The organism is Streptomyces sp. P9-A2 (assembly GCF_036634175.1).
GTDB classification, from domain to species: domain Bacteria; phylum Actinomycetota; class Actinomycetes; order Streptomycetales; family Streptomycetaceae; genus Streptomyces; species Streptomyces pratens.
The window spans coordinates 7,768,071-7,792,025 of the sequence record NZ_JAZIFX010000001.1 but is presented as its reverse complement, the minus strand read 5'-3'; the positions used below and the strand labels follow the sequence as shown (position 1 = coordinate 7,792,025).

At 68.5% G+C, this 23,955-nt stretch carries 20 protein-coding genes and 5 pseudogenes; 15 read left to right on the top strand and 10 right to left on the bottom strand.

All coding sequences use genetic code 11. The features are described 5' to 3' along the window. Nucleotides 1-45: 45 nt before the first annotated feature. Genes V4Y04_RS34855 through V4Y04_RS34840 form a run of 4 tightly spaced genes read left to right on the top strand, consistent with a single transcriptional unit; the run spans nucleotide 46 to nucleotide 4,870 of the window. On the top strand, nucleotides 46-1,035 hold the full coding sequence (locus tag V4Y04_RS34855) for an ornithine cyclodeaminase family protein (RefSeq protein WP_332432297.1): 990 nt from the start codon (nucleotides 46-48) through the stop codon (nucleotides 1,033-1,035). Continuing rightward, on the top strand, nucleotides 1,026-2,366 hold the full coding sequence (locus V4Y04_RS34850) for a Y4yA family PLP-dependent enzyme (protein ID WP_332432296.1): 1,341 nt from the start codon (nucleotides 1,026-1,028) through the stop codon (nucleotides 2,364-2,366). Before V4Y04_RS34855 ends, V4Y04_RS34850 begins: the two co-directional genes overlap by 10 nt. A 44-nt stretch (nucleotides 2,367-2,410) precedes the next feature. Next, on the top strand, nucleotides 2,411-3,445 hold the full coding sequence (locus V4Y04_RS34845) for a cysteine synthase family protein (protein WP_332432295.1): 1,035 nt from the start codon (nucleotides 2,411-2,413) through the stop codon (nucleotides 3,443-3,445). A gap of 6 nt (nucleotides 3,446-3,451) precedes the next feature. Then, nucleotides 3,452-4,870, top strand: coding sequence for an MATE family efflux transporter (locus tag V4Y04_RS34840; RefSeq protein WP_332432294.1), 1,419 nt, complete (start codon nucleotides 3,452-3,454; stop codon nucleotides 4,868-4,870). Nucleotides 4,871-5,032: 162 nt separating this feature from the next. On the opposite strand, the gene V4Y04_RS34835 is transcribed toward V4Y04_RS34840, so the two are convergent. The 3 genes from V4Y04_RS34835 to V4Y04_RS34825 all read right to left on the bottom strand — a co-directional run bounded on the left by V4Y04_RS34835 (nucleotide 5,033) and on the right by V4Y04_RS34825 (nucleotide 6,959). Further along, entirely contained in the window at nucleotides 5,033-5,920 is an 888-nt protein-coding gene (locus tag V4Y04_RS34835; RefSeq protein ID WP_332432293.1) for a M56 family metallopeptidase, read from the bottom strand. 97 nt (nucleotides 5,921-6,017) lie between these two features. Beyond that, a complete protein-coding gene (locus V4Y04_RS34830) occupies nucleotides 6,018-6,401 on the bottom strand; it encodes a BlaI/MecI/CopY family transcriptional regulator (RefSeq protein WP_332432292.1) in 384 nt (127 codons plus the stop codon). Nucleotides 6,402-6,626: 225 nt separating this feature from the next. Further along, nucleotides 6,627-6,959, bottom strand: coding sequence for a type II toxin-antitoxin system PemK/MazF family toxin (locus tag V4Y04_RS34825; RefSeq protein WP_332432291.1), 333 nt, complete (start codon nucleotides 6,957-6,959; stop codon nucleotides 6,627-6,629). A 167-nt stretch (nucleotides 6,960-7,126) separates the two neighbouring features. Between V4Y04_RS34825 and V4Y04_RS34820 the strand changes: the two genes are divergently transcribed. Beyond that, a complete protein-coding gene (locus V4Y04_RS34820) occupies nucleotides 7,127-8,359 on the top strand; it encodes an IS701 family transposase (protein WP_332433111.1) in 1,233 nt (410 codons plus the stop codon). A 266-nt stretch (nucleotides 8,360-8,625) separates the two neighbouring features. Here the strand turns inward: V4Y04_RS34820 and V4Y04_RS34815 are convergent, their stop codons facing one another. Further along, nucleotides 8,626-8,838, bottom strand: a complete 213-nt coding sequence (locus V4Y04_RS34815; RefSeq protein WP_332432290.1) for a hypothetical protein — start codon at nucleotides 8,836-8,838, stop codon at nucleotides 8,626-8,628. Between the two features lie 55 nt (nucleotides 8,839-8,893). Continuing rightward, nucleotides 8,894-9,001, bottom strand: a pseudogene (locus V4Y04_RS34810) (LacI family DNA-binding transcriptional regulator); the annotation flags it as partial. Between the two features lie 504 nt (nucleotides 9,002-9,505). Between V4Y04_RS34810 and V4Y04_RS34805 the strand changes: the two are divergent. Then, nucleotides 9,506-12,064, top strand: coding sequence for a GH32 C-terminal domain-containing protein (locus V4Y04_RS34805; protein WP_332432289.1), 2,559 nt, complete (start codon nucleotides 9,506-9,508; stop codon nucleotides 12,062-12,064). A gap of 52 nt (nucleotides 12,065-12,116) precedes the next feature. On the opposite strand, the gene V4Y04_RS34800 is transcribed toward V4Y04_RS34805, so the two are convergent. The 3 genes from V4Y04_RS34800 to V4Y04_RS34790 are packed head-to-tail and all read right to left on the bottom strand — an operon-like array spanning nucleotide 12,117 to nucleotide 13,954. Further along, nucleotides 12,117-12,608 carry a nucleotidyltransferase domain-containing protein gene (locus tag V4Y04_RS34800; protein ID WP_206188776.1) on the bottom strand — a complete coding sequence of 164 codons (492 nt, stop codon included), beginning with the start codon at nucleotides 12,606-12,608 and terminating at the stop codon, nucleotides 12,117-12,119. Nucleotides 12,609-12,653: 45 nt separating this feature from the next. Then, entirely contained in the window at nucleotides 12,654-12,953 is a 300-nt protein-coding gene (locus V4Y04_RS34795) for a putative quinol monooxygenase (RefSeq protein ID WP_055592300.1), read from the bottom strand. A gap of 14 nt (nucleotides 12,954-12,967) precedes the next feature. After that, nucleotides 12,968-13,954 carry a carbohydrate kinase family protein gene (locus V4Y04_RS34790; protein ID WP_332432288.1) on the bottom strand — a complete coding sequence of 329 codons (987 nt, stop codon included), beginning with the start codon at nucleotides 13,952-13,954 and terminating at the stop codon, nucleotides 12,968-12,970. Between the two features lie 310 nt (nucleotides 13,955-14,264). Here V4Y04_RS34790 and V4Y04_RS34785 point away from each other — a divergent pair, with 310 nt between their 5' ends. The 4 genes from V4Y04_RS34785 to V4Y04_RS34770 all read left to right on the top strand — a co-directional run bounded on the left by V4Y04_RS34785 (nucleotide 14,265) and on the right by V4Y04_RS34770 (nucleotide 18,384). Further along, nucleotides 14,265-15,281 carry a sugar ABC transporter substrate-binding protein gene (locus tag V4Y04_RS34785; protein WP_055592302.1) on the top strand — a complete coding sequence of 339 codons (1,017 nt, stop codon included), beginning with the start codon at nucleotides 14,265-14,267 and terminating at the stop codon, nucleotides 15,279-15,281. 153 nt (nucleotides 15,282-15,434) lie between these two features. Then, complete coding sequence (locus tag V4Y04_RS34780) at nucleotides 15,435-16,448, top strand: ABC transporter permease (RefSeq protein ID WP_332432287.1); 1,014 nt, start codon at nucleotides 15,435-15,437, stop codon at nucleotides 16,446-16,448. Beyond that, complete coding sequence (locus V4Y04_RS34775) at nucleotides 16,448-17,284, top strand: ATP-binding cassette domain-containing protein (RefSeq protein ID WP_332432286.1); 837 nt, start codon at nucleotides 16,448-16,450, stop codon at nucleotides 17,282-17,284. The genes V4Y04_RS34780 and V4Y04_RS34775 overlap by 1 nt, the downstream gene beginning before the upstream one ends. A 77-nt stretch (nucleotides 17,285-17,361) precedes the next feature. Further along, nucleotides 17,362-18,384: a LacI family DNA-binding transcriptional regulator gene (locus V4Y04_RS34770; RefSeq protein ID WP_332432285.1), complete on the top strand. Its 1,023-nt coding sequence runs from the start codon at nucleotides 17,362-17,364 to the stop codon at nucleotides 18,382-18,384. A 70-nt stretch (nucleotides 18,385-18,454) separates the two neighbouring features. Here V4Y04_RS34770 and V4Y04_RS37940 read toward each other — a convergent pair. Beyond that, nucleotides 18,455-18,611 (bottom strand): annotated as a pseudogene (locus tag V4Y04_RS37940) (DUF933 domain-containing protein); the annotation flags it as partial. Nucleotides 18,612-18,754: 143 nt separating this feature from the next. Here V4Y04_RS37940 and V4Y04_RS34760 point away from each other — a divergent pair. From V4Y04_RS34760 to V4Y04_RS34740, 5 genes and pseudogenes are all read left to right on the top strand, one after another. Beyond that, nucleotides 18,755-19,069: pseudogene (locus V4Y04_RS34760) on the top strand (transposase); the annotation flags it as partial. Between the two features lie 82 nt (nucleotides 19,070-19,151). After that, a complete protein-coding gene (locus V4Y04_RS34755; protein ID WP_443079942.1) occupies nucleotides 19,152-20,846 on the top strand; it encodes an ISAzo13 family transposase in 1,695 nt (564 codons plus the stop codon). A gap of 7 nt (nucleotides 20,847-20,853) precedes the next feature. Next, a pseudogene (locus tag V4Y04_RS34750) lies at nucleotides 20,854-21,747 on the top strand (IS3 family transposase); the annotation flags it as partial. A 298-nt stretch (nucleotides 21,748-22,045) separates the two neighbouring features. Then, nucleotides 22,046-22,332, top strand: a pseudogene (locus V4Y04_RS34745) (VOC family protein); the annotation flags it as partial. 386 nt (nucleotides 22,333-22,718) lie between these two features. Beyond that, nucleotides 22,719-23,066 carry a helix-turn-helix domain-containing protein gene (locus V4Y04_RS34740; protein WP_332432284.1) on the top strand — a complete coding sequence of 116 codons (348 nt, stop codon included), beginning with the start codon at nucleotides 22,719-22,721 and terminating at the stop codon, nucleotides 23,064-23,066. Between the two features lie 75 nt (nucleotides 23,067-23,141). Here the strand turns inward: V4Y04_RS34740 and V4Y04_RS34735 are convergent, their stop codons facing one another. After that, entirely contained in the window at nucleotides 23,142-23,900 is a 759-nt protein-coding gene (locus V4Y04_RS34735; protein WP_332432283.1) for a thioesterase II family protein, read from the bottom strand. Nucleotides 23,901-23,955 lie beyond the last annotated feature (55 nt).

Here is a 23,955-nt window from a genome sequence, read left to right as displayed (position 1 = left end):
CTCCAGTTCCACTCCCACATCATCACCCACTTCGAAAGGGCTCTCATGGACCGGGACGACACCACCCTGCGCGTACTGTCCACCAGCGACCTCGCCGGCCTGGACATCTCCCTGGCCGATGTCGTCGACACGGTTGAGCAGGCTTACCGCACCCTCGCTGCCGGCCGGTCGGACAACCCGCGCAAGCTCACCGTCAAGCCCGCCGACGGCCACTCAGTCTCGTACGCCATGCTCGGCCGGGACGGAGTGCGCAACGTCGTCGCGATCAAGACGTCCTACAAGCACGGCCTGCACGAAACCCGCGACCAGCAGCACTATTACACGACGCTGAGCATCTACGACGACGTCACCGGCCTGCCCGTGGCGATGATGGACTGCTCACGCATTGGATCCCTGCGCACCCCGGCCGTCTCCGCGCTCCTGGCCCGCGAATGCGCCGCCCCCGACGCGACCACCGCCCTGGTGATCGGCACCGGAACCCAGGGCCGCCTCGCGCTGCCGTTCCTGCTGACCACCCTGCCGAAGCTGAAGCGGCTGCTGCTGTCGGGCACCCACCCTGACGGCATAGCCGCCGTCCGCAACGAACTCGCCCGCCACTGCCCCGACCGGGAAGTGGAGCTGGTCACCGACCTCCCCTCGGCCGCCCGCGACGCCGACATCATCATCGCCACCGCCGGCGACCACACCCCCGCCGCCGTCGAAGCAGGCTGGCTCAAGCCCGGCGCGACCGCCATCCTCGTCGGCCACGGCCTGGCCCCCTCCACCCTGCACCGCGCCGACCGCATCATCGCCACCAGCGAAGCCCAAATGCGTGTGACCGGCACCGACATGGCCGACGCCGACGGCAACCTCCCCGCCGTCGACCTGGAACTGCCCGTCATCATCTCCGGCCTCTCCAAGGCCCGCACCGCCCCCGAGCAGCGCGTCTTCGCCTACAACAGCGGCCTGGTCGTCACCGACATCGCTCTCGGCCACCGCTTCGCCCAGCTCGCCGCCGAGCAGAAGCTCGGAACCGAGGTGGCCCTGTGGCGCTGAGTCTGCCCGCCCACCCCGATCCGCTCGCCACACGGCTTCACACCAGCGGGCTGCTCCACGAACTGACCTACGGCCTGGGCGGACCGTTCCACTACCTGCTCCCCGAGCGCTTCGACACCAACCTGGCCGCCTTCCGCAGTGCGCTGGCCGGAGCAAGGGTCGAAGGACGCGTCTACTACGCCAAGAAGGCCAATAAGGCCGGTGTCTTCATCGACCGCTGCGCCACCGCGGGCGCCGGTGTCGACGTGGCCTCCCTGGGTGAGGTCCGTGAGGCCCTCGGCCGCGGGGTGCGCGGTGAGGATCTGGTGGTGACCGGGCCCGCGAAGGCCGACGCGCTGCTGCGGGTCGCCGCCCAGCAGGGAGCCCTCGTCGCGGTCGACGCCCTCGACGAACTCGACCGCGTCCTCGCCCTCGGCGGGCCCCGGCCCCCCAGAGTCCTGCTGCGCGTCCACCCCCCGGCCCAGCCCAACAGCCGCTTCGGACTCAGCCCGGTGGATCTGGACGAGGCGATGCACGACTGCGCCGAAGCCGGCGACCAGGTCCGCATGGAAGGCTTCAGCTTCCACCTGTCCGGTTACGACACCCAGCAACGCACCGACCTCGCCGGCGACCTCGTCGAACTCTGCCTCAAGGCGCGGGTTCTGGGATTGCAGGCCGACCGGATCAGCATCGGCGGCGGCTTCGCCGTCGACTACGTCCCCGCCGACGCGTGGAAGACCTTCCTCGAGCGGCACCAGCCCGGCGACTACCACGCCGGCAAGACGTTCACGGCCGCCGACTTCTACCCCTACCACTCGCCCGTCGCCGGAGCCGACGCCTTGGCCGCCGTCCTCGCCGCCAGCCCCTACGGAGCAGGCCCCGCCCTGTCCGAGCGACTGCGCGAGGCCGGGGTCATGCTGCTGCTGGAGCCCGGCCGGGCCCTGCTCGACGAAGCCGGTGCCTCCGTGTTCACCGTGCAGGGTGTCAAGGACCGCGACGGGTACGGCATCGTCACCGTCGACGGCACCAGCCTGAGCCTCTCGGAGCAGTGGTTCAACAGCGAATACCTCCCCGACCCCCAGCTGCTGTCCGCCCGGCCGCTTCCCGCGGACCACGCCTCGTACCGGGCCTGCGTCGCCGGGGCCAGCTGCCTCGATTCCGACCTGCTCACCTGGCGCAAGATCGCTTTTCCCGCGCAGCCTGCCATCGGCGACCTGCTCGTCTACCCGAATACCGCCGGCTACCAGATGGACTCCAACGAGTCGCCCTTCCACGAGCTGCCGCTGCCGCCGAAGGTCGTCATCGACCACCCCGACGACACCGGTCGGCCCCGCTGGCGCCTCGACCGCTGACACCCCCGCCCCGCCCACCCCAGCCATCCATGGAGTCGCTCGCCATGTCCGACGCCCTCACCCGACCGCCGGTCGTCAGCCGGATATCCGACCTCATCGGCTACACCCCGCTGTTCGAACTGGCCCGCGCCGACAACGGGGCCCGCCTCCTGCTGAAGCTGGAGATGTTCAACCCCACCGGCAGTGCCAAGATCCGCATGGCCCGCCAGATGATCGACGACGCCGAGCAGCGCGGCCGGCTCCGCGACGGCGGCCACATCATCGAGTCCACCTCCGGCAACACAGGCCTGGGCCTCGCGGTCGTCGCCGCCGAGCGCGGCTACCGCTTCACCGCCGTCGTCGACAACCACGCCGCCGTCGACAAGCTCCGCGGCATGAAAGCCATGGGCACCGAACTCGTCTATGTCGACGAAGGCGGCGACGGCGACGAACTCCACACCGCGGCCCGCGAAGAACTCGCCGAGGACATGGCCCGGGATCAGGACAACACCTTCTTCACCGAACAGCACAACAACCCCAGCAACGCGGTCGGCTACTACGACGTCGGCCGCGAGATCGCCCAGGCCCTCGACCACCAGGTCCACGTCCTCATCGGCGCCGTCGGCACCGGAGGCGGCCTGTGCGGCACCGCCCGCGAGCTGAAGAAGACCGTCCCCCACCTGTCGGTGATCGGCGTCGAACCCAAGGGGTCCATCGCGTTCGGCCCGCCCGCCCACGACTACTACCAGTCCGGCACCGGCACCCCCGAAGGCGCCACCATCGGCCTGCTCGTCGACTACAACCTCATCGACGAAGGCGCCAAGGTCGGCGACGTCGAAGCCTTCGCCACCGCCCGCGCCGTCGCCCGCCACTGCGGCCTGCTCATCGGCGGATCCGCCGGCGGCGTCGTCCACGAGGCCCTCGCCCGCCTGCCCGAACTGGCACCCGATACGGTCATGGTCGCCTTCATCAACGACGGCGGCGAGAAGTACATGGACACCCTCTTCAACGACGGCTGGATGGCCGAGCGCAACCTCCTCAGCCCCGAGACCGAACGCGACGTCGACGAACACCTCACCAAGCTCCGCAGGAACCGGTAACCACCCATGCTGACCACCCTCCTCCGCGACAGCCGCGCCCTCGCCACGCTCGCCGTCCCGCTCATCCTCACCCAGCTCGCGCAGGTCGCCCTGACGACCACCGACACTGTGATGATGGGCCTGCTCGGTACCACCGAACTCGCCGCCGGCGGCCTCGCCATCGTCATCTTCAACCAGATCCGCACCATGGGCGTCGGCCTGGTCACCTCCGTCGGCAACCAGATCGCCGCGGCGGCCGCCCGCGCCGAAACCGCCACCACCGGCGCCGGAAGCGACGACGGCAAGAGCGCGGAGGAGGAGGCAGCACACCACGAGGTCCGGGCCATCGTCCGCGCCAGCCTGGCCGTCGCCACCCTGGCCGGCATCGTCGGCGCCCTCATCATGATCGTCATCGGGCAGCTGCTGACCTGGCTCGGTCAGGACGCCGCCGTCGTCGATCTCACACGGACGATGATCTATGCCCTCGCCCCCGGCCTGCTGCCCTGCCTCTGGTTCCAGGCCGTGCGCCAGTTCACCGTCGGCATGCGCCGCCCCCAGGCCCTCCTACAGATCACCCTCATCTCCATCGCCGTCAACGCCGCCCTCAACTGGGCGCTGATCCACGGAACCTTCGGCCTGCCCCGCCTCGGCCTCACCGGCGTCGGCATCGCCACCTCCACCGTCTACCTGCTGTCCTTCCTCGCCCTCTACCTCGCCGCGAAGAAGGACAAGGAGCTCGCCCCGTACCTCGGCTTCCACATCACCCGCGCCGACGCCGCCACCATCAAACGGCTGATCGGCCTCGGCGTCCCCATCGCCGCCACCTACGGCTCCGAAGCCGGATTCTTCTCCGTCACCGCCCTGATGGCCGGCTCCTTCGGCCCCGACGCCCTCGCCGCGCACACCGCCGTCAACCAACTCGTCTACATCGTCTTCCAGGTCGCCGTCGGCCTCTCCCACGCCGCGTCCATCAACGTCAGCCGCGAACTCGCCCTCGGCAACCACGACGACGCCCGCCGCATCAAGAACACCGCGCTCGCCTGCGCCGGCGCCGTCATGACCGTGGTCGGCATCGTGTACTTCACCGTGCCCCGCCTCATCCTGGCGCCGTTCCTCGACACCGGCTCCGACCAAGCCCTCACCATCGCCACTCAACTGCTGGTCGTCACCGCGTTCCTGCAGTTCTTCGACTGCACGCAGAACATCGGCGTCGGCCTCCTGCGCGGCCTCGACGACACCAAGAGCGGCTTCCGCATCACCCTCATCGGCTACTGGATCATCGGGCTGCCCGCCGCCTGGCTCTTCGCCTACACGCTGGGCCTGGACACCCTTGGTATCTGGCTCGGCCTCCTCACCGGCCTCGCCGCCACCGCCCTGCTCCTGCTGCGCCGCTACAACACCGCCCTCACCGCCGCGCAAACCCAGACCGCCCCCGCCACCGCCTGACCCGGTCCCGCCCGAGGGCATCGCCGGCGAACCCGCTGTCCCGTCCGGCCTCGCATCACACGTGAGCGGACAGCGAATCCGTCCTCACACGCACCTCACTGAGGGCAGAGCTGATCCCCTTCACCAGCCCGCTTACGGGAAAGTGAAGGGGCTCGGTGATCTCTACGCTCCGGAACCGAACAGCGTGTCCAGCGCACTCCACAGACCCGAGCAGCCCGACGGTGTGCCGAGCAGCTGCCCTGCCGCATACTCCACGTACTCGTGCAGCCCATAGGCCAGCGCGAGACCTGCCACCGCGGCGGCGACCACCGTCACCGCCAGAGCGGCGGCACCTGCCCTGCGGGCGCCGCGCGGGCCCTCCGGCTCAGGCCCGAGCAGCGCCTCGACACGCCGCGGCACAGGCCCGCTCGTCACCGACAGCAGCGGATACCCGCTGGCACGACCGTGGGAGGATCCGGCCAGCGCCGCGCGGGCGATGGCCGCAGCTGCCATCCGCCGGTCGCCCGTCACCGCCGCCGCCGCCTCGTCCGCCCACCGCTCCAGATGGAAGACCAACGCGTCCCGCAGGCTGCGCAGCGCGGGGTGGACCACGGCGGCGAGATCGACCACGGCCGACAGCAGATGATGGCGCCCGGCCAGGTGAGCCCGCTCGTGGGCCAGCAGCACCTCGCGCTCGCGCGCCTTCAGTGACCGCACCATCCCGGACGTGACCACGACCCGGCCACGGCGTCCCCGGTAGCCGGGAAGCGCGAACGCATCCACGTCATTTCCCGGGACCACCAGCAGGTCCCCTTCACCGGCGCCCTCGTCCGCCGACAGCCAGGCCCGCCTGAGCAGCGAACGGTGCTGGAACCAACGCCGCATCAGCAGCACCAGCTGGACGAGCATCACGGCTCCGGCCGCACACGCCACCGGCACCGCCGCCGGCCACACCTCCAGCACCTGTGTCAGCGACAATTGCTCCACTAACGCCAGGAACGGCACGTGGAAGAGGCCGATCAGCACGGAGATTGTCCCGGCGGCCAGCAGGACCGCCCCACCGCTCAGCACCCAGCGCGCGGCGGCAGCACCTGGGCAAGACGCCGGGCGACCGCCGCCGCTCCCCACGGGAACAGCAGAGCCAACACGACCAGCAGCAGTACAAACGTCACGCGGGCCCGCCCTCGGCCTCCAGGAGCAGGCGCCGCAGCGTCTCCTCGTCATCCTCGGACAGCGAGGACACGAACCGCTTCAGCACCAGGTCACGCTGAGGCTCGCTCTCCAGCTCACGACGCATCCGGTCGGCGACGAGTCCGGCCGCGTCCTCCACCGGCTCATAGGCGAAACCACGCCCCGCGGGCACCCGGCGGAGCGTGCCCTTCTCATGCAGGCGGGTAAGGATGGTGGCCATCGTCGTCCTGGCCAGCCCTGTACCGAGCGCGGTGTTGACTTCCTGCGCGGTCATCGGCTTGCCCGACTGCCACAGCACTGCCAGCACATCAGCGACGAGCTCGCCGTGCGGACGCCTCGCGCCCCGGCGCTTGCCCGTCATGTCCCCTTCCGTCCTTTCGCACCATTCACGGCACGCGAGCCCCGTGCCCCTCGCGCACCACCCGCCGACAACTACGTCCAAGAAGACAGCCGACTTTTCAGGTATGCCTAATCTACCGGTCCCGATAGCCGACCGACCGCGTCCGCAGGCGCGGACGGCAGCATGCAGCGCGCCTAATACTCCAGCCGTAGATCGTGATCTCGATGGTGAGTGGCGCCTCTCCGCCTACCCGAGTTCACCGAGACGGAGGGCGTCCCTTATCTCGCTGAGCTTCGCGGAGGACAGGACGCCCGCCCGCTCGATCAGGTCGTCCTGGGACACGGTGGTCAGCCACGTGCAGGGGGTAAAGCCCGGGCGCGGGAACGCGAACCGCAGCACGCCTTCAAAGGGCAGTCCTTCCATGGCACCTACTTGCACTTCGACGCCCAGACCGCTGATGTCGACGCCCGCAGGAGTGACGACCTGCATCGCCCGGATCCTGGACGCGTCGTCTGCCGCCAGCAGTACGACCAGCCGCCGCTCGTCGAACTCCACCCACCAGACTTCGCCACGTTGCACATGTCCTCCTGACTCAGGACGGCAGGCGGAACTGCGCGACCCTGACGCGTTGTGGAGACGGGTGCGGCCACCGTTGATCATCGTGAGTTGTGTGGACTGACGAAGAGACGGTGGCCGCAGGTCACAGCATAGAACCCACCCGTTGGCGGGACGCGTTCGAGGGCCTGATGGGCCGGATCGCGGGGCGCTTCGCCCGGGTCGAACCCCGGCGCAGGGCGGCGCGGTTGGTGCTCGGTCTATTGGCCGATCTGCCGCGCAAGAACTGCTGGACCATCGCCGAGTGGGCTGGCGAGACCACTCCGGACGGCATGCAGCACTTGTTGGGCAGGGCCAAGTGGGATGCCGATCAGGTCCGCGACGACGTGTGCGGCTACGTGGTGGAGCACCTGCACGACGACCGGGCGGTGCTGGTCGTCGACGAGACCGGCGATGTGAAGAAGGGCACTGGCACGGTCGGCGTCCAGCGCCAATACACCGGTACTGCCGGCCGGATCGAGAACTCCCAAGTCGCCGTCTACCTGGTTTACGCAGGTCAGCGCGGCCACGCCGCAGTGGACCGGGAACTCTACGTTCCGCGCTCCTGGACCTCCGACCCCGACCGCTGCCGCGCCGCGGGCCTTGCCGAGGACACCACCTTCGCCACCAAGCCGGAGCTGGCCACTCGTATGGTCGCCCGGTTCCTGGACGCCGGCCACCAGGCCGCATGGGTTGCCGGCGACGAGGTCTACGGCGGCAACCCGAAGCTGCGAACCGCACTGGAGGAACGCGGCACCGGCTACGTCCTCGCGGTGGCCTGCTCGCACGAAGTCACCACCGGTGCGGGGAAGTTCCGTGCGGACATCTTGGCCAAGAAGGTGCCCAAGCGGGCCTGGCAGAAGCTCTCCGCAGGGGCCGGGGCCAAGGGTCACCGCGTCTACAACTGGGCAGTCATCGACCTCCCCGACCCCCGCCCCGGGAGTCGTCAGCTACTGATCCGCCGTAACCGCAGCACCGGCGAACTCGCCTACTACCGCTGCTACTCGCCCGCGTCCGTGCCGCTGACCGTGCTGGTCAGAGTCGCCGGATCAAGATGGCGGGTGGAGGAGTTCTTCCAGTCGGGCAAGGGCCTGGCCGCACTCGACGAGCACCAGGTCCGCCGCTATACCTCCTGGTCCCGCTGGGTCACCCTCGCCATGCTCGCGCACGCTTTCCTCGCCGTCGTACGCGCAGACGAGCACACCCGCCCCGCACCCGATGCCCTCATTCCGCTCACCTGCAACGAGATCCAGCGCCTGTTCATCACCCTCGTCGTCCGACCCGTCCACGACACAGCCCACCGGCTCGGTTGGTCGAACTGGCGACGCCGCCACCAGGCCCGATCCCAAGCCAGCCACTACCGACGACAAGCCACTCAGGAATGAAGATCACGAACTACGGCTGGAGTACTAACGCGTGTCACTATCTGCGGCTCCGCCCCCGAGGCGGTAGCCGCTGCCCGTCCTTTAGGGAATATCGCGCTGGATGAGGCGGAATCCCTTGCCAGGGGACGGAGTGCGGCCCGGTTTCCGCGGCCGATGCGAGAAAGGGACGGAGGAATTCGGCTTACGGGTGCGGGCCCGTCGCGAGGCGTCGACGAGCGCTTCAAGGACGGGTGATGCTTTCCACAGTTTGCGGAACTCGTGAGGTTTCAAGCCCGCTGCCCGGGTAAGCGGTGTTCCAGTCCGCGCCCCGGCTCGTCGCTGAAGATCGTCTCGGGATACGAGGGCACGTCCCAGTTGTGGCCCCAAGCCAGGATCTTCGTGGAGGTTCCGTTGGCTTCGAACGCCTTGCCGATCTCCTGGATCACATCGGCTTCCTGGTAGGCGGACAGGAACATGCCGGGCCAGGTGGGAGTACCCATGGGTTCGTTTTGCGGGGAAATGCAGGAGATGGTCACGCCGGCTTCGTCATAGGCCCTTCAAGACGGTGTTCTCGTTGATCTCGCCCTTGCCGTTCAGCACCCGCGAGACCGTCGTCTTGCTGACCCCGGCCCGCGTGGCCACGTCGGCGATAGTGACTCCCATGTCCTCCCGCACCGAAGGGCCGATCGTACAGAGGCCCGTGGAACCGGTACCGGAATCGGTTCCGGAACCGGTTTCGGTAGCGGTTCCGGCAGCGAAGCACCGAAAGGCCCGACCGGTCAACAGGCCGGAAACCAACTCGTTCACCGGCCCGTCTCGGCGTCGACGATGAGGCCGAAGCTTGCCGGGCGGCCCCCACCCCACCCCTCCGACCTGGGCGGTTACCGAACCCGAGACCGCCACTGCCAACGGGTCGGCGCGGTTCGCGACCACCGACGACAGCCGATGAACTGCCGGTCATGCCGGAGCAATCGCGCCCGGACCGTTGACGCGGAGGCCGGATTGGGCTTCATAATCGGGCACTCGCTGTCATCGATGACACAAGTCAACGATGACACCCTCGGTCGACGGCACGGAAGCCGGCATCGGCCTGGGGTGCACTTTTCGGTCCGTCGCGCAGAAGCCGCAGTCACCGCTGCGTGGACGGCCTCGGGACTAGGAGACATCATGAGCTCTGCACGCGTATCCCGGCATGCCCGCATACGGATGATGGCGGCGGTCGCGACCGTCTGCGCCCTGTCCGCAGCCCCGCTGGCCCCCCAGGCCGTCGCCGCCGACACCCCGACCTACACCGAGACCTACAGACCCCAGTTCCACTTCACTCCGCAGAAGAACTGGATGAACGACCCCAACGGGCTCGTCTACTACAAGGGCGAGTACCACCTCTTCTACCAGTACAACCCGAACGGCAACACCTGGGGCGACATGTCCTGGGGGCACGCGGTGAGCAAGGACCTCGTGCACTGGGAGGAGTTGCCGCTCGCCCTGTCGCACGACGACGAGGAGATGGTGTTCTCCGGCAGCGCGGTCGTCGACTGGAACAACACCACCGGCTTCGGCACGAAGAAGAACCCGCCCATGGTGGCGATCTACACCAGCGCCTACAAGAACGGCGGCAAGCAGGCCCAGTCGCTCGCCTACAGCACCGACCGCGGTCGCACCTGGACCAAGTACCAGGGCAATCCCGTGATCGACATCGGCTCCAACAACTTCCGCGATCCCAAGGTCCAGTGGTACGCGCCGACCAAGAGCTGGCTGATGACGGTGTCGCTGTCCGCCGAGCACAAGGTGCATTTCTACACGTCGAAGAACCTCAAGGACTGGGAACTGCAGAGCGAGTTCGGACCGGCCGGTGCGACGGGCGGCGTGTGGGAGTGCCCCGACCTGTTCCCCCTCGCCGTGGACGGGGACAAGAAGAACATCAAGTGGGTCCTGGTCGTCAACATCAACCCCGGTGGTGTCGCGGGAGGTTCGGCCGCCCAGTACTTCATCGGTGACTTCGACGGCAAGAAGTTCACCGCGGACGACAAAGGCACCTACACCCCGCCCACCGGGAAGGTTGTCCAGGACTTCGAGGGCACCGGCTTCGGTACGTGGACGAGCACGGGCACCGCGTTCGGCCAGGGACCGGCAGCCGGTGCGGTGGACTGGCAGGGGACCGTCGACGGTTTCGACGGCAAGGGCCTCGCCAACAGCTTCCACGGCGGTGACGGCGCCACCGGCATCCTCAGCTCCCCCTCCTTCACCGTCGACAGCCCCTACCTGAACTTCAAGATCGGTGGCGGGCGGCATCCGCACGAGGCCGGGACCGTCATGGACAGCACTCCACCCGAGGGCACGGTCCTCGCCGACTTCGAAGGCGGAACGTACGGCGACTGGACGGCGACCGGGGACGCTTTCGGCACAGCACCGGCCACCGGCACCCTCCCCGACCAGGGACAGGTATCCGGCTTCCTGGGAGACGGGCTGGTCAACACCTTCCGGAACGGCGACTCCACCACCGGCACCCTCACGTCACCCGAGTTCACCATCGACAAGAAGCGCATCAACTTCCTCATCGGCGGCGGCAATCATCCGGCCCGCTCCGACAACCCGACCGCCGTCGAGCTCCTCGTGGACGGCCAGGTCGTCCGCAGCGCCACCGGAAAGGACGCCGAGGCACTCAACTGGGCCTCCTGGGACGTCAGCGAGCTCGCCGGCAAGCAGGCGCGGATCAGGATCGTCGACGACAACACCGGCGGCTGGGGACACGTCAACGTCGACCACATCATGCTGTCCGACACCCAGGCCCAGCGCGTCTCCCAGGAGACGTCCGTCAACCTGCTCGTCGACGGCCAGGTCGTCCGCAGCGCGACCGGCGCCGACAGCGAGACCCTGGACTGGGCCTCCTTCGACATGCGCCCGTACGTCGGCAAGAAGGCGCAGATCCAGGTCATCGACATGAACACCGCCGGCTGGGGCCACGTCATGGCCGACCAGTTCACCGCCGCTGACAAGCCCGCCAAGTCCGTCGTACAGCGCGCCGACTGGGCCGACTACGGCAAGGACTACTACGCGGCGGTGTCCTGGGAGAACGCGCCGGGCGGCAAGCGCTACATGATCGGCTGGATGAACAACTGGGACTACGGCCAGTCCCTCCCCACCTCACCCTGGCGCGGCGCGCAGAGCGTTCCGCGGGAGATGGCCCTGCGCACCGTCGACGGCCGCATCCGGCTGACCAGCAAGCCGGTGGGCAGCCTGGAGTCCCTCCGGGGGAAGCGCCCGGCGACGGCGTCCGACATCACCGTCAAGAGCACCTCCAGGCCCCTGATCGGCCCCACGGCCAAGGGCAAGGCACTCGACATCGAGGCGACCTTCTCCCTCAAGGACGCCGACCGCTTCGGCCTGAAGGTGCGCACCGGCGCGGGCGGCGAGGAGACCGTCATCGGTTACGACACCACGACGCAGGAGTTGTACGTCGACCGCACCCGCTCCGGAGCCGGGGACTTCAGCAGCACCTTCCCCGGTGTCCAGACCGCACCGCTGAAGGCCAAGAACGGCAAGGTCAAGCTGCGGATCCTGGTCGACTGGTCGTCCGTCGAGGTCTTCGGCGGCAACGGCGAGGCAGTGATCACCGACCAGATCTTCCCCGACCCCTCCAGCACCGGCGTCGAGGTCTTCGCCGAGGGCGGCACCGCCACCCTCGACCACATGCGGGCGTGGCAGCTGGGGTCCATCTGGCGGTGACGAGCCGGGGCCCGTGCGCCGGGCGGCCAGGAGCGGCTTCCGGCGCGCGGGCTCAGAAGTGGGTGGTGATCCCGAAGGTCCGCCGGAGCCGGGCCATGTCGTGACGGTCGTGATCAGCGGGTTCATGGCCCTGGTGGAAGTAGACCTGCTGCTCGGGCGACAGGCACGGGACGGTGGCCCCGAGGATCGTGCCAGTGACGAAACACGAGGCGGGATAGGCGAACGGGTGCTCGACGTCGGGTGACGCCTGCACGGCGGATCCGTCCGCGGCAAAGACCAGAGGGTGAAGATCGATCTCCCGGTCATGAGGATCGGTGACGACGAACCGTACGGGGCGCCAGTCGAGGGTCTCGACGAACCCAGCGTGCGCGAGAGCCGCCACGACGTCCGCTTCCTGGTCCTCTCGGTGCATCAGGTCCAGGTCGCGGTGCAGGCGGGTTTGCTCGCCGACCAGGGCGTCGATGCCCCAGCCGCCGCCGATCCAGATGTCGACGTCCGCGTTCCGCAGCACTGCAAGGATGGACAACACATCGTCGGCCGTCATCACCTCGCGCGCGTTAGCGGTGATCACGTGGGCGGGCGAGTGGATTTATGTGCGGTCGATCTCCTCAAGGAACGTCAGTACAGAGGCGTCCTCCTCGATCAGTGGGGTGAGGGCGGCGTTGAACGGGGCGCCGTACGGGGCGTTCAGGTGTGCCTTGAAGGCGTCCTCGTCCCGGTAGACCTCGAAGATCCAGTAGGCGCGCGGGTCGGCCGCCTTGGTGTAGACGTCGAAGGCCAGGTTGCCTTCCTCTTCGCGCACTTTCAGGGCGTAGTCCCGGATCAGGCGAGCGACCTCGTCCTCCGCTCCCTCTCGGGCGGTGAACTCGGCGAGCAGGGTTTTCGTCATGGTTTCCTGTCCTTTCAGTGGGTGGAGTCGAGGTGCCGGACGACGGCCTTGTCCGTCGGGAACGGCGCCAACTGGTCGTGCCACGGCGGGTTCGGGCCGGCGACGGAGCAGGTCAGGGCCGCGACGTGTGTGGCGAACAGGCAGGCTGCCTCGACATCGCCGAGACGCAGGTCCGTCAGCCTGCCGCCGAGGAGTCCGCGGGTGCCGAGGTGGTGCAGCAGTCCGGCGGTGAAGGAGTCCCCCGCACCGACCGTGTCGACGACCGGTGTCGCCACCGCCGGCATCTGCACCCGTTCCCCGTCGAGTGAGGCCAGCGCGCCGTCGGCGCCGCGTGTGATCACGACGAGCCGCGCGCCCGCCGCATGCCAGGTGTCGCACGCCTGCTCTGGCGGTGTTCCGGGCAGGAGGAGTTCCAGGTCGTCCTCGCTCAGCCGCAGCACATCGGCGAGGCCGCACCAGTGCGCCAGCCGGGCACGGTAGACCTCGGGACGTACCAGGAGGGGGCGGACGTTGGGGTCGATGCTGATGGTGGCCCGGGGGGCGGCCGCTGCCAGGAAGTCCTCCACCACGCCTGCCCCGGGTTCCTTGACCAGGGCCAGTGACCCGGTGTGGACGCAAGCGGTGTCGGTCAGGTCCACCGCGGCCAGTTCCGCGCTGGTCCACTGCCAGTCGGCGGTGGCCTGGGCGTGGAAGGAGAACGTGGCCTGCCCATGGGCGTCCAGCTCGGCCACGGCGAGCGTGCTGGGCTCGGCGGCCTCGACGGCGTGCGAGAGGTCCACGCCCGATGCCGCGAGGTGGGCCCGGAAGAGGCGGCCGAACACGTCACCGGACAGCCGTGCGAGGAAGCGGGCCGGAGTGCCGAGCCTGGCCAAGGCCACCGCCGTGTTGGCGGGTCCGCCGCCCGGCAGCACGCGCAGGGCGAGTTCGTTCCGGGCACGCGCGGGTTCGGTGAACGCGTCAGCGACGCACTCTCCCAGGACGGTGATCTGGCGCGGGCTCATGGGCTGCTCTCCTCTTGGAACGCGCCTTCTTGGAACGCGCCTTCTTGGAACGCGCCTTCTTGGAACGCGCCTTCTTGGAACGCGCGGAGCGGAAACGGGCATAACCCGGGCTTGCCGGCGAACGGCCTCGGGCGGGCGACCGCCGAGGGGCGTTGCCGATTTGTGACGAGTGCAAGGCATTGACGTTGCCGGGGAACGGAGTCCATCATCCTCGTCAAGCAGTGTCAACGATGACATAGGTCATCGTTGACATCGCGGGACGGCATGCCCCGCTGCCGGCCACCCGCCCGACATCCCACTGGAGTCGTTCATGTCACACGTCTCTCGTCTGCCCTCCTCCTTGCTCAGAGCCGCTGCGTGCACGGGTGTCGCAGCGCTCGCCCTGACCGCCTGTGGATCCGGATCCGGATCGGGCAGCGCGAGCACCGGCTCGGGCGAGGTCAAGGTCGGCCTCATCACCAAGACCGACACCAACCCGTTCTTCGTCAAGATGAAGGAAGGCGCGGAAAAGACCGCGAAGGCCGAAGGCGTCAAGCTCATGACCGCGGCCGGCAAGTTCGACGGAGACAACGCCGGTCAGGTCACCGCCATCGAGAACATGGTCGCCTCCGGCGTCAAGGGCATTCTGATCACCCCCAGTGACTCGAAGGCGATCGTGCCCGCGCTCGAGAAGGCCCGCGCCAAGGGCGTCCTGGTCATCGCACTCGACACCCCGACCGAGCCGCAGAGCGCCGTCGACGCTCTCTTCGCCACCGACAATCTCAAGGCCGGCGAGCTGATCGGCGAGTACGCCAAGGCCGCGATGAAGGGCAAGACCGCGAAGATAGCCGCCCTCGACCTCGCGCCGGGCGTCTCCGTCGGCGTCCAGCGGCACAGCGGATTCCTCAAGGGCTTCGGCGCCACCGACAAGGACGTCGCCTGTGCTCAGGACACCGGCGGCGACCAGTCCAAGGGCCAGACCGCGATGGAGAACTGCCTCCAGAAGGAACCCGGCATCAACGTCGTCTACACGATCAACGAACCGGCCGCGCTGGGCGCGTACACCGCGCTGAAGGCCAAGGGCCGGGAGAAGGACGTGCTGATCGTCTCCGTCGACGGCGGCTGCACGGGCACCCAGGCGGTCAAGGACGGCAAGATCGCCGCGACCTCGCAGCAGTACCCGCTCAAGATGGCCGCCGAGGGCGTCAAGGCCGTCGTGACCTACGCCAAGGACGGCAAGAAGGCGTCGGGTTACACCGACACCGGCGTCACTCTGATCACCGACAAGGCGCAGGACGGCGTCACGTCCAAGGACACCGCCTACGGCCTGGAGAACTGCTGGGGCTGAGCCGCCGCCCCCAGCTGCCGCCGTTCGACACCCCTCAGCGGGGCGGCCGGCCCCTCCTCCCCGACCGGGGACGGCCGCCCCCTCGTCCTCCTGCCGTCCGACAACGACTGACCAGTCCTGACAAGGACTTGTGTCTTCCGACAAGGACCTCGCATGACCGCCACGTCCACGCCACCGTCCACGTCCGCGCCGTACGCGGAGCTCAAAGCGCCCACCACGGTCCGCAGACTGCTCACGCAACCGACCACCGGACCTCTGGTCGCCCTCCTCCTGGCCTGTGTCTTCTTCTCCGTCTCGAGCGACCAGTTCCTCACCGGCGGGAACTTCTCGCTGATCGTGCAGCAGGTCATGGTCGTCGGCACCCTCGCCATCGGCCAGACCCTGATCATCCTCACGGCGGGCATCGACCTGTCGTGCGGAGCGGTGATGGCGTTCGGCAGCATCGTGATCGCCAAGATGGCCGCCGAGGGCTCCCTGCCCCCGCTCGCCGCGATCGCGCTGGGCCTTGTCGTCTGCGGCGGCTTCGGCATGCTCAACGGGGCGTTGGTGCAGAAGATCCCGCTGCCGCCGTTCATCGTCACCCTGGGCATGCTCAACGTGGCGTTCGCGCTGACGCACATCTATTCCGAGGAACAGACGGTCACCAACCTGCCCGGCCCGCTGACGGCTCTCGGGCAGACCTTCCCGCTCGGCAAGACCGACATCACCTACGGCTCGCTGGTCACCATCGCCCTGTTCCTCCTCCTCGCCTACGCGTTGAGCAGCACCGGCTGGGGCCGGCACGTCTACGCCCTGGGCAACAGCCCGGAAGCGGCCCGGCTGAACGGCATCCGCACTTCCCGGCTGACCATCGGCGTCTACACCGTGGCCGGCATCCTCTACGGCATCGCCGCCCTGCTGCTCATCTCCCGCACCGGCGTCGGCGACCCGCAGGCCGGGCAGACCGACAACCTGGACAGCATCACCGCCGTGGTCCTCGGCGGCACCAGCCTCTTCGGCGGACGCGGATCGGTCCTGGGCACGTTCATCGGCGTCCTCATCGTCGGAGTCTTCCGCAACGGCCTGCAGCTGATGGGCGTCGCCTCCATCTACCAGACCCTCATCACCGGAGTCCTGGTGATCCTCGCGGTGACCGTCGACCAGATCTCCCGGAAGAAGGCCCGTTGATGAGCGCCACCTCCTCCCCCACTCCTGTCCTGCAGGCCCGCGGTCTGGTCAAGCGCTACGGTCACGTCACCGCCGTCGACGGCGCCGACTTCGACCTGCTGCCCGGCGAGGTCCTCGCCGTCATCGGTGACAACGGCGCCGGCAAGACCAGCCTCATCAAGGCCCTCACCGGCGCGGTGGTACCGGACGAGGGCGAGATCCGCCTCAATGGCAAGCCGATCCAGTTCTCCGGCCCCCAGAGCGCACGCGCTCACGGCATCGAGACGGTCTATCAGGACCTCGCCGTGGCAGCTTCCATGGACATCGCCTCGAACATGTTCCTGGGCCGCGAGCTGCGCCGCCCGGGCATCCTCGGCAGCGCCTTCCGCATGCTCGACAAGAAGCGCATGCGCCAGGAGGCCGCCGAGCACATGGCCGACCTGAAGATCGGCCTGCGCTCGCTGACCCAGGCGGTCGAAACGCTCTCCGGCGGACAGCGGCAGGCCGTCGCGGTCGCCCGCGCCGTCGCCTGGGCCCGCAGCGTCGTCGTCATGGATGAACCCACCGCCGCCCTCGGCGTCAAGGAGTCCGGACAGGTCCTCGACCTCATCCGCCGCGTCCGCGACAAGGGCATGCCGGTCGTCCTGATCAGCCACAACATGCCCCATGTCTTCGAGATCGCCGACCGGATCCACGTCCACCGGCTGGGCCGGCGCGCCGCCGTGATCAAGCCCTCCGACTACTCCATGGCAGAGGTCGTCGCCATCATGACCGGCGCCCTCACCGTCGACGCGGCCGGAGATACTGTTGTAGCGGATTCCGCGGCAGCGAAAGCCGCCGGAGTCCAGGCCACCTGACAGCTCAACCCCGCTCTCGCATGTTCCGGCCGAGGCCGCGGCCGGAACCCGAGAGCACTCAGGAGACGGTTTCCTCCATGGCAGCGAGCCGCCGCCCCACCCTTGCCGATGTCGCACGAGAAGTCGGCGTCAGCGCCAAGACAGTCTCCCGTGTCCTCAACGAGGACGGACCCGTCTCGGCGCAGACGCGGGAACAGGTACTCGCCGCGGTGGCCAAGCTGGGCTTCCAGCCGAACCTCATGGCCCGCAACATCCGCGTCGGCGGTCCGGACACCACCATCGGACTGGTCATCCCCGACCTCGCCAACCCCTTCTTCGGCGCCGTGGCCCGCGCCGTCGAGGACACGGTCCGCGAACGCGGACTGACTCTCCTCATGGGGTCGTCCGCGGACGACCCCGACCGCGAACGCGCCCTGACGGACAAGTTCCTCGCCCGTCGCGTCAGCATCCTCATCGTCGTGCCGTCCATCGGCGCCGACCACTCCCACCTCAAGTCCCACCGCACGGCGGGGCTTCCCATCGTCTTCCTCGACCGCCCGGGAGTCGGCCTGCCCACGGACAGCATCGTCAGCTCCAACCGTGCCGGAGCCCAAGAAGGCGTCGCCCACCTCATCGCCCACGGGCACCGCCGCATCGGATTCGTCGGCGACCTGCCCGTCAAGCTGTACACCCGCCGCGAACGCCTCGCCGGATACCGCGCGGCCCTGCGAGAAGCTGGCCTCCCCTACGACCGCGCGCTCGTCGCCAACAGCCACGACCAGCCAGGCGCCGAGGCCGCGACCGCCCAACTCCTCGAACTGGCCGATCCCCCCACCGCCCTGTTCGCCGGAAACAACATCATGGCGCTCGGCATCGTCGCCGAACTCGCCCGCAGCAAGCGCAAGGACGTAGCAGTCGTCGCCTTCGACGACGTATCACTCGCCGAGGCACTCGAACCGGCCCTTACCGTCGTCGCCCAGGACCCCGAAGAACTCGGCCGCACCGCCGCGGCCACCGCCCTGGCCCGCCTCGACGGCGACCGCTCCCGGGCTCACACCATCACCGTTCCCACCCGGCTGATCGTCCGGGGCTCGGGGGAGCAACCTGCACCCAAGCCGTAGACGGGATGCCTCTGCTTTCGAGGGCCTCATAATCCTGGGCCGCGACAACCCAGCATTGACCAGGTCGTCGAACGTCCGCTTTGACGAAGCCGTTCTGGAAGTCAGCGTGGATGACGCCGGCGGCCTCCGGGGCGGTGGCACCCTGCTTGATGGTCCAAGCGCGCGACTCCTCGGGGCCAGCCGTGAGGTAGGTACCAGGCCGAGGCGTCAAAGCCGACACGAGCCAGCGCAGGTCGGCTACGCATTCTCGCGGGCCCGCCGAGTGCCGAGCGGCCCAGCCGCAGTGTTGGTTGCGAGCACGGGGCTTCACCCCGGATCGTGGACACCTTGGACACTGGACCTTGAGGGTCCAGAGGAAGAGATGTCCCTGATGGTGATGAAGGTGTACTCGGCGGAGTTCAAGGCGGACGCTGTCGCGCTGTACCTGTCGGACCCGAAGAATACGTTCGAGGGTGTCAGCAAGGACCTCGGAGTCAGCCGGGAAACGCTGCGGAACTGGGTGCGGGTCGAGCGGGCCCGGCAGGGCCGCGCGGCGGGCACGAGTCGCTTGCCGCGGGTCGAGCAGGCCGTCGATGTACCCTCCGACGATGTGCTGAAGGAAGAGAACAAGCAGCTCAGGGCCCGGATCAGGGAGCTGGAGACCGAGCGGGAGATCCTGCGGAGGGCAGCGAAGTATTTCGCCGGCGAGACGCGCTGGTGAGGAGCCGTAATTTAACTACTGCCGGATTCGGGTCAATATCTCGGTTCTGTGTGGTAGTTGAGCTGTTGTGGCGATTCCGGATGAAGTCCTGGCGGTACTGGATACGAAGTTCGCGGCGGTGCTGCCGCATCTGGACGAGCGGCAGCGCCGTCTGTATCTGGCTTCCGAGGCCGAGGCGCTGGGGCATGGAGGGATCGCGGCCGTGGCCAGGCTGGCGGAGGTCTCGGAGTCGACCGTCGCACGAGGGCGTGAGGAACTCGCGGGCGGAACACAGGCGTTGGGGCGGGTGCGCAGACCCGGCGGCGGGCGCAAGTCTGCCGCCGAGCGCGATCCCGGTCTGGTGGCGGCTCTCGAGTTGTTGATCGAGCCGCGTGAGGTGGGTGATCCGGTGTCCCCGCTGCGCTGGACCACTGCCTCGCTGCGGGACTTGTCCCGGGAGTTGACCGATGCCGGTCATCCGGTCAGCGCCCCAGTGGTCGGCAGCCTACTGCGTGCGATGGGCTTCAGCCTGCAGGGCATGGCCAAGACTCAAGCCGGCAGTCAGGTGCCCGACCGAGACGCCCAGTTCCGTCACATCAACACCGCCGCCGAACGCTTCCTGGCGGGGGGCCTGCCGGTGGTGAGCGTGGACACGAAACAGAAGGAACCGATCGGCGACTTCGCCCGGCCCGGCCGCACCTACCGCCCCAAAGGCCAGCCGATCACCGCCCCGGACCACGACTTCGTCGGCCCCGACACCCCGGTCGCCATTCCGTACGGCATCTACGACCTGGGGCGCGACAGCGGCTGGGTAAACGTGGGCACCGACCGAAACACCGCCGCCTTCGCGGTGGAGTCCCTGCGCCGCTGGTGGAAGATCCAAGGGCGCCTCGACTACCCCAGCGTGGACCGCTTGCTGGTCACCGCCGATTCCGGAGGGGCCAACTCGGCCGACTCCCGCCTGTTCAAGATGGGCCTGGCCGACTTCGCAGACGAGTGCGGACTGAGCATCACCGTCATGCACTTCCCGCCAGGTACTTCAAAATGGAACAAAGTGGAACACCGGCTGTTCTCCCGGATCACCCACAGCCTGCGCGGGCAGCCTCTGACCAGCTACGAAGTGCTGCTGGAGACCATCTCAGCCACCCGCACCAGCACCGGACTGACCGTTCATGCCGCACTGGACGAGAATGCTTACCCCACCGGCCGCGTGCTCACCCGAGCTGAACGCAAGAGCGCCGAGCGGCGGGTCAAACGGGACGAGTTCCACGGCGAGTGGAACTACACCATCGCCCCGCAGGACCCCGACCAGCAGCTTCCGGAAGATCCACGCGACGAGTCGGGACCTCCGGTCCCGACCGAGGCCACCTTCCTCCTCACCCACCCCGCACTCACGGGCATGCCCCGAGAACAGTTCGAACAGCTCGTGCTCCAGCTCGAACCATGCCAACAGGTCCTGACCGAAGTCGAACGCCAGAGCGCAGGCAGGGACGGCCGCGGCCGCAACCCCGGCTTCGGCACCCTCGATCACCGCCACCGCGTCCTGGTCGCCGTGCTCCGCAGCCGCAACACCGTCACCCTGACCCTCGCGGCCGAGCTGATGGGCCGCAAGCGCAACGTGCTGAGTTACCACGCCGGGAGGTCCAAGCCGATGCTGGCCTTCGCCGGGCCCGAACTCGCCAGAGTCCTCGTCTTCCGCCGGACCCGCCCTCCCCGCACGCTCGAAGCCTTGAAGCGCGTGATCGAGCACCACGACAACGAGATCAACTCCGGCAGTAGTTAAATTACGGCTCCTGAGCCGTTTCCAGTTCGTTGATGATCATCGCGGCGCCTTCGGCGTCAAGCGGCTGTGCCGGGTCCTGGAGGTCTCCCGGTCCGGGTTCTACCGGTGGCTGAAGGGCGCCCCGGCCCGCATCGAGCGGGCGCGGTCCGATGCCCGCCCGGCCCGGCGGATACGGGAGATCCACAAGGAGTCCGACGGTACCTACGGCGTCCCGCGGATCACGGCCGAGTTGTGGGACGCCGGGATCGAGGTGAACCACAAACGGGTCGCGCGTGTGATGGCCCGGATCGGCCTGCAGGGCGTGCACCTGCGCAAGAAGGTCCGAACCACCGTCCCCGAGCCGTCCGCGACGCCGGTGCCCGATCTGCTGCGGCGTGACTTCACCGCGAGTGAGCCGAACACCAAGTACGTCGGAGACATCACCTACCTGCCCATCGGCGACGGCCAATTCCTCTACCTGGCAACGGTGTTGGACCTGTGCTCGAAACGGCTGGCGGGCTGGTCGATCGCCGACCGCATGCGCACCGGGCTGATCACCGACGCCCTCAGATCCGCAGCCCGTACCCGCGGCGGAACCCTTGACGGGGCGATATTCCACAGCGACAACGGCGCCCAGTACGCATCGAAGGAGTTCGCGAACGTGTGCCGTGAACTCGGCGTCACCAGATCACGCGGAGCCGTCGGAACGTCGGCGGACAACGCCGCCGCCGAATCCTTCAACGCAAGCCTGAAACGGGAGACCCTGCAGAGAAGGAAACGCTGGTCAGGAGCGCGTGAGGCCCGCCTTGCGGTGTTCCGGTGGGTCACTCGCTACAACACGAGAAGGAGACACTCCGCACTCGGCCAGATCAGCCCGATCGCCTACGAACAACGATCGATTACGCTGGCCACTGCCGCATAGCAAACGGTGTCCACGATCCGGGGTCAAGCCCCTGCCGGACACCGTCGGTGTGGTGGTCAGACCGCGAGGGCGGCCTCGTAGTCGGCGGAAGTGCGGTAGCCGAGGCTGCTGTGCCGCCGCTGGGAGCGGGAAGGAGGCGGGGCCGGCGTGCGGGCGCCGTCCGGTCGGCCGGGTCCTACTCTTGGTACATGACCGACTACACACCGGCGGGGAGTGTACCCGCGACCAGCGGTTGCCCGGCGCGGCTCCGGTCCGCCGCGCGGCCTGCCTCGCCGCCGATCCCGAGCGGGAGCAGAAGATGAATCCGGATGATCTCCCTGCGCCGATCGAGGGCCTGGTGCTCACACACTTCCTCACCGTCTCCGATGTGCCGCGCTCCCGGGCGTTCTACGCCGACGTGCTGGGGGAACGGTGGTGCTGGACGAGAACCCCTGCATCGTCAAGGTCGCCAACGGCTGGATCATCATGAACCCCGGTGACGGCCCCACCGACGACAAGCCCGACGTCGTATTGCGCCCACCAAACGACCCCCACACCGCCTCCAGCTTTCTGAACGTGCGAGTGGCCGACATCCACCGCTTTTACGGCCCTGTCTCACATTCGGTGGTGACGGATTGTGAACGTTGAGCATCTCTACCTCGCGGGGAGTGTTGCTGACGTTCCGACCTGGATGTTTTGAGGCGGGCAACATCGCACCGAGTCAACGGCCTTGTCGCGTCGAACTCTCACGACCGGAAGCCAAGTCGATCGGTCGATCCCAGAGGAGGCCGGCTGCGGGGGCGTAGGCTTGCGGGTTTGTGACCGATGGCTTGCCCGTCGCCTTTATGACTCTCCGTCACCACCGAACGTGTGACAGGGCCGTTCGCTACACAGACCCTCTGGACGGCAAGGGCGTACGGGCGGTCCTGGTGGTGGACCGGATGCGGTAGGCCGACCTTCTGGTTGTCGCCGGATGCGGGGTCACCTCGATCGTGTGCCGGTGCGAGGCCACGCCGGCGCGATTACTGCGGGCCATACTCGCGGCCCACCCCGGTGAGGGTGACCTCCCGGCCGATCTGCTCGGCACCTTCCTCACCCTGACGGGACAGCTCAAGAGCAGCACACCCGGCCCCGCCGGACTCCCCACGATGGGCATGACGCCGCGTGAGGTCGAAGTCCTCCAGTTGGTGGCGGAAGGGCTGGACACCGGGCAGACAGCGCTCGAGCTCGGCCACACCGAACGGACGGTCAAGAACGTCCTGCAGAATCCGACCTCCCGCCTGCACCTGCGCAACCGCACCCACGCGGTGGCCTACGCGGTGCGAGCGGGTTACATCTGAGTCCCGCCCGGGACGGTACGGGGGCCGGCCGGCCTTTCCCGGCCGACCCCCGTCTGCGCGTGTCCTGTCCGGCTCCTATCCGACCGCTGCGGTACCGCGCAGCGTCTGACGTATCAGCGCGATCACCTCTGCCGCGCGCGGACTGAGGTAGAAGTGGCCCCCGTGGTAGGTCCGGATGTCGAAGGCGGCCGTCGTGTGGGCGCGCCACGCCTCCGCCTCCGGCACCGTCGTCTTGGGGTCGTCGTCACCCACCAGTGCGGTGATCGGGCAGCCGACGGCCGCGTCGACCGGGCCGTACGTCTCGATGGCCCGGTAGTCGCTGCGGATGGCGGGCAGCACCATCCGCAGCAGTTCCTCGTCGCCGAGCACCTGCGCGTCGGTGCCGCTCATGGCCTTCATCTCGGCCACGATCCCGTCGTCGTCGCGCTGGTGGACGTTCTCCTCGCGTCGCGTCGAGGGTGCGCGCCTGCCGGAGGCAAACAGCATCGCGGGCGTGTGGCCCTGCACCTCGAGCCTGCGCGCCACCTCGAACGCGATGATCGCGCCCATGCTGTGCCCGAAGAACACGACGGGCCGGTCGAACAGCGGTGCCACCACGGGCGCGATGCGGTCGGCCAGTGCCCCGATGTCGTCCACGTTCGGCTCCGACCTGCGGTCCTGGCGGCCGGGGTACTGCAGGGCCGTCACGTCGCTGTCGCCCTGGAGGGCGGCCGAGACGGGGAAGTAGAAGGTCGCAGAGCCACCCGCGTGGGGGAAGCACACCAGTCGGACCGGGGCGTCCGGTGCCGGGTGGAACCGGCGGAGCCAGAGGTCCCTGCCGTCGGTGACAGTCATGTTGATCGTCCGTTCTGCTGTGGGTGTCCGTACTCGTTCATACTCGTGCGTGCCG

What these genes read in the sequence shown, in the direction of transcription:
- V4Y04_RS34785 (WP_055592302.1), top strand. Translation starts at nt 14,265, where the DNA reads ATGTCACACGTCTCTCGTCTGCCCTCCTCCTTGCTCAGAGCCGCTGCG.
- V4Y04_RS34795 (WP_055592300.1), bottom strand. Translation starts at nt 12,953, where the DNA reads ATGACGAAAACCCTGCTCGCCGAGTTCACCGCCCGAGAGGGAGCGGAG.
- V4Y04_RS34775 (WP_332432286.1), top strand. Translation starts at nt 16,448, where the DNA reads ATGAGCGCCACCTCCTCCCCCACTCCTGTCCTGCAGGCCCGCGGTCTG.
- V4Y04_RS34845 (WP_332432295.1), top strand. Translation starts at nt 2,411, where the DNA reads ATGTCCGACGCCCTCACCCGACCGCCGGTCGTCAGCCGGATATCCGAC.
- V4Y04_RS34805 (WP_332432289.1), top strand. Translation starts at nt 9,506, where the DNA reads ATGAGCTCTGCACGCGTATCCCGGCATGCCCGCATACGGATGATGGCG.
- V4Y04_RS34770 (WP_332432285.1), top strand. Translation starts at nt 17,362, where the DNA reads ATGGCAGCGAGCCGCCGCCCCACCCTTGCCGATGTCGCACGAGAAGTC.
- V4Y04_RS34790 (WP_332432288.1), bottom strand. Translation starts at nt 13,954, where the DNA reads ATGAGCCCGCGCCAGATCACCGTCCTGGGAGAGTGCGTCGCTGACGCG.
- V4Y04_RS34820 (WP_332433111.1), top strand. Translation starts at nt 7,127, where the DNA reads ATGGGCCGGATCGCGGGGCGCTTCGCCCGGGTCGAACCCCGGCGCAGG.
- V4Y04_RS34780 (WP_332432287.1), top strand. Translation starts at nt 15,435, where the DNA reads ATGACCGCCACGTCCACGCCACCGTCCACGTCCGCGCCGTACGCGGAG.
- V4Y04_RS34830 (WP_332432292.1), bottom strand. Translation starts at nt 6,401, where the DNA reads ATGACGGGCAAGCGCCGGGGCGCGAGGCGTCCGCACGGCGAGCTCGTC.
- V4Y04_RS34815 (WP_332432290.1), bottom strand. Translation starts at nt 8,838, where the DNA reads ATGGGTACTCCCACCTGGCCCGGCATGTTCCTGTCCGCCTACCAGGAA.
- V4Y04_RS34735 (WP_332432283.1), bottom strand. Translation starts at nt 23,900, where the DNA reads ATGACTGTCACCGACGGCAGGGACCTCTGGCTCCGCCGGTTCCACCCG.
- V4Y04_RS34800 (WP_206188776.1), bottom strand. Translation starts at nt 12,608, where the DNA reads ATGACGGCCGACGATGTGTTGTCCATCCTTGCAGTGCTGCGGAACGCG.
- V4Y04_RS34855 (WP_332432297.1), top strand. Translation starts at nt 46, where the DNA reads ATGGACCGGGACGACACCACCCTGCGCGTACTGTCCACCAGCGACCTC.
- V4Y04_RS34840 (WP_332432294.1), top strand. Translation starts at nt 3,452, where the DNA reads ATGCTGACCACCCTCCTCCGCGACAGCCGCGCCCTCGCCACGCTCGCC.